At 36.5% G+C, this 3,229-nt stretch carries 5 protein-coding genes; all 5 read left to right on the top strand.

The features are described from left to right. Window positions 1-100: 100 nt before the first annotated feature. Entirely contained in the window at window positions 101-571 is a 471-nt protein-coding gene (locus AC1DG9_RS26530; protein WP_477635627.1) for a DUF1573 domain-containing protein, read from the top strand. A 20-nt stretch (window positions 572-591) separates the two neighbouring features. Beyond that, window positions 592-924 carry a preprotein translocase subunit YajC gene (yajC, locus tag AC1DG9_RS26535; RefSeq protein ID WP_172659592.1) on the top strand — a complete coding sequence of 111 codons (333 nt, stop codon included), beginning with the start codon at window positions 592-594 and terminating at the stop codon, window positions 922-924. 242 nt (window positions 925-1,166) lie between these two features. Next, the gene (locus tag AC1DG9_RS26540) at window positions 1,167-1,652 is read left to right on the top strand and encodes a YbbR-like domain-containing protein (protein WP_477635628.1); all 486 of its coding nucleotides are present in this window, start codon (window positions 1,167-1,169) and stop codon (window positions 1,650-1,652) included. A 75-nt stretch (window positions 1,653-1,727) separates the two neighbouring features. Beyond that, window positions 1,728-2,324 (top strand): dephospho-CoA kinase, encoded by a 597-nt coding sequence (coaE, locus tag AC1DG9_RS26545; protein WP_288880952.1) that lies wholly within the window; start codon window positions 1,728-1,730, stop codon window positions 2,322-2,324. After that, window positions 2,324-3,229: exonuclease (locus AC1DG9_RS26550; protein ID WP_477635629.1), on the top strand; the 906-nt coding region annotated here is incomplete at its 3' end. The genes coaE and AC1DG9_RS26550, both read left to right, overlap by 1 nt.

Below are 3,229 nucleotides of genomic sequence, written 5' to 3' on the forward strand. Positions count from 1 at the left end.
TTCATTTATTAACGGTATCTTGGATAAAATTATGGGCGATCTTAAAAGAACCAACAGTATTAAGAAAATTGGTCGCGGACTTATAGAAGAATAAAAATTTATGAAGAAAATTTTGTTACTGGCAGCAGTTGCGTTAACGTTAGCATCGTGCCAATMAAAAACTGACAAAAATGTTGATGCAGCTTCAACTGTTACAGACACTGCTGCAATTACAGCAAGCGCCGACTCTGCTAAAGCGGAGGCAATCCGTCATACCGACGGACCAGTATTAACTTTTGAAACTAATAATTATTACTTCGGTAAAATAGAGAAAGGTGAAAAAGTCTCTTATAGTTTCAAATTCCGGAATACGGGCAAAATGCCGTTAATAATTACAGATGCTATTGCAACTTGTGGCTGTACCGTTCCTGAAATACCAAAGGCGCCAATTAAACCGGGACAAGCCGGAGAGCTTAACGTTGTATTTAACAGTGCAGGTAAAACAGGCAGACAAGATAAAATAGTTTCAGTTAAATCTAACGCACTAAATAGTGCAATTGAACTACACTTAACAGGAGAAATTAAAGAATAATTAATTTATATAACAATAGTATGATATCAACAATAATATTGCAGGCAGCTGGTGGTAGTAGCATGTTAAGTACTTTAGTACCAATGGTATTAATCATGGTAGTATTTTATTTTTTCATGATCAGACCACAAGTTAAAAAAGCCAAAGACCATAAAAAATTGGTTGAAGATTTGAAAAAAGGAGATAAAATAGTTACTACTGCTGGTATACATGGTAGAATTGTAGACATGAACGATACTACCTTCCTTATCGAAGTTGAAGGTGGTACAAAAATCCGTTTTGATAAAACTGCAATCTCTTTAGACGCAACAAAAGCAGCGGCTCCTAAAGCTGCAGAAGCTCCAAAGGCATAATTTGATGGTCATCATCCTGATTTATTCAGGATCTCGCACCTGTATAATGGCTTTACTCTTGAGTGGTCCTGAAATAAATTCAGAGTTACGAGGAGTATAAAATAAAAGGTCTGTACCAACAAGGTGCAGACCTTTTATTATGCATGTGGTCTTACTAATAGATTATTCGTATTTTTACAGCGATGCCCTTTATAAAACTCACAAAAATAGAGCGGAAGCGATTCCTCGTTTTAGTCACCTGTTTGCTTCTTGCAGTAGCAGCGTGGTTGTTAATGGCGTTAAATAATAAGTACGTTTATACTGCTAAAACCGTATTGGTTTATAAGAATTTCCCTCAAAAACGTGCCTTTCATGCACTTCAGTCAGATACTGTTGATTTGCAGGTTGAGGGAACAGGCTGGCAATTATTATTTGCACGCTTAAGGGTTAAACCCCAGTCAATAGCCATCAATCTGGAAAAATTAAATAATCGCAATTTCATTCTTTTTTCTGAGCAATTGTTTAATGTCAACAGGCAGCTGGAAACTTCGCAAAAGATAATTTCCGTAAAACCGGATACACTTTATTTTGACTTTTCTGAAAGAACCGTTAAAAGAGTGCCAGTAAAATTGGTGTCTAATTTTAGTTTTGCAAAGCAATACGGTATTTCAGAAGATATTGAGATCATCCCTAAATATGTGACATTATCCGGACCGGAAGAAGAGAAAACACAATCAGCTAAGAGTTAAAATAACCCGCTTTCCGGATTATTGTAAATTGGTGAATATTGTTCCCGAGAAGATTGATTTTATAATTGAGAAATAATGTTAAAAGTAGGGATTACAGGAGGAATTGGTAGCGGGAAGACTACTATTTGCAAAATTTTTGAAACGTTGGGTGTCTCCGTATTCTATGCCGATACCATAGCTAAAGAAATTATGGTAAATGATGCCATTCTAATCCAGGGTGTTAAAGATACCTTTGGCAAAGAAAGCTATCTGCCTGGAGATATATTAAATAATAAGCATATCGCTGGTATCGTATTTAACGACGCCGGGGAGCTGGCCAAGTTAAACGCATTAGTTCACCCTGCAGTTTTTAGAGCATTCGATAACTGGGTTAATCAATTGCCCGAAAAGGTTCCTTATATACTTAAAGAAGCTGCTTTATTGTTTGAAAGTGGTTCTTACAGAATGTGTGATAAGAACATTCTCGTTACTGCACCATTGGAACTCAAATTAGATCGCGTAATGAAACGCGATAGAGTAACTGCCGATCAGGTAAAAGCCAGAATGGACAAGCAGTTTACCGACGAAAAGAAAATACAGATGGCTGATTACCTGATCAACAACAACGAAACAGATTCCCTTATTAATCAGGTAATGGGTCTCCATCAGTTGTTTCTCAATACCAAACCTTAATGATATTAGAAGATTTTATAGAGATCGATAAGACCGGTCTGTTTTGCAGGTACGGTAATTTTTATCTGGATCCAAAAGAAGCAGTTAAAAATGCAGTCATTTCGCATGCCCATGGCGATCATGCAGTTGGAGGTAACCACAATGTGTACTGTACAATGGCAACCTCTTTATTTATGCATCATAGATACAAGAAATTTGCAGGTGGAGAATTCTACATCATGGAGTATCATCAAACTTTTGATGTGAATGGGGTTAAAGTAAGTTTTATTCCGGCAGGACATATTTTAGGCTCTGCTATGGTGCTAATGGAGTATGAAGGAGTAAAGTATCTTTATACTGGCGATTATAAGCTCCAACCAGATAAAACCTGCGAACCGGTAGAATTTGTAGAAGCAGATGTCTTGATAACTGAAACCACATTTGCTGATCCGGAAACACAACACCCGATTGCCGAGGAAGAAATAATTAAGCTGAGCTCAACTACCAGTAATATTATGCTTGGTGCATATGCCTTAGGTAAATGCCAGCGTTTGATCAGCTTGATGAATGATTACTGTACAGAAAAAAGGATACTTGTTCACTATAGTATGTTACCTTTTGTGAAAATATATGAGCAAATGGGAGTAAATTTAGGGAAGTATGAGATCTATGACCGTAAAGTAATGAAGAACAATCATACAAACATGGTTTATATGGTTCCGCCAATGGTTTTTAAGAGCTATTTTAAGGCAATTAATGTGATCAGGATATTTGCAACAGGCTGGAAACACCTTCAAAGTAGCCATGAAATTCAATTGTACATATCAGATCATGCCGATTGGAATGATATAATTTTAACGATAGAAAAGGTAAAACCTAAACAAGTTTGGACTAATCATGGTAATGGATACCATTTAAAGAAACAT

The sequence above is a fragment of the Pedobacter sp. 05L430 genome (assembly GCF_056397585.1).

Coding starts and splice junctions, on each gene's coding strand:
- yajC (WP_172659592.1), top strand. CDS start 592: ATGATATCAACAATAATATTGCAGGCAGCTGGTGGTAGTAGCATGTTA.
- coaE (WP_288880952.1), top strand. CDS start 1,728: ATGTTAAAAGTAGGGATTACAGGAGGAATTGGTAGCGGGAAGACTACT.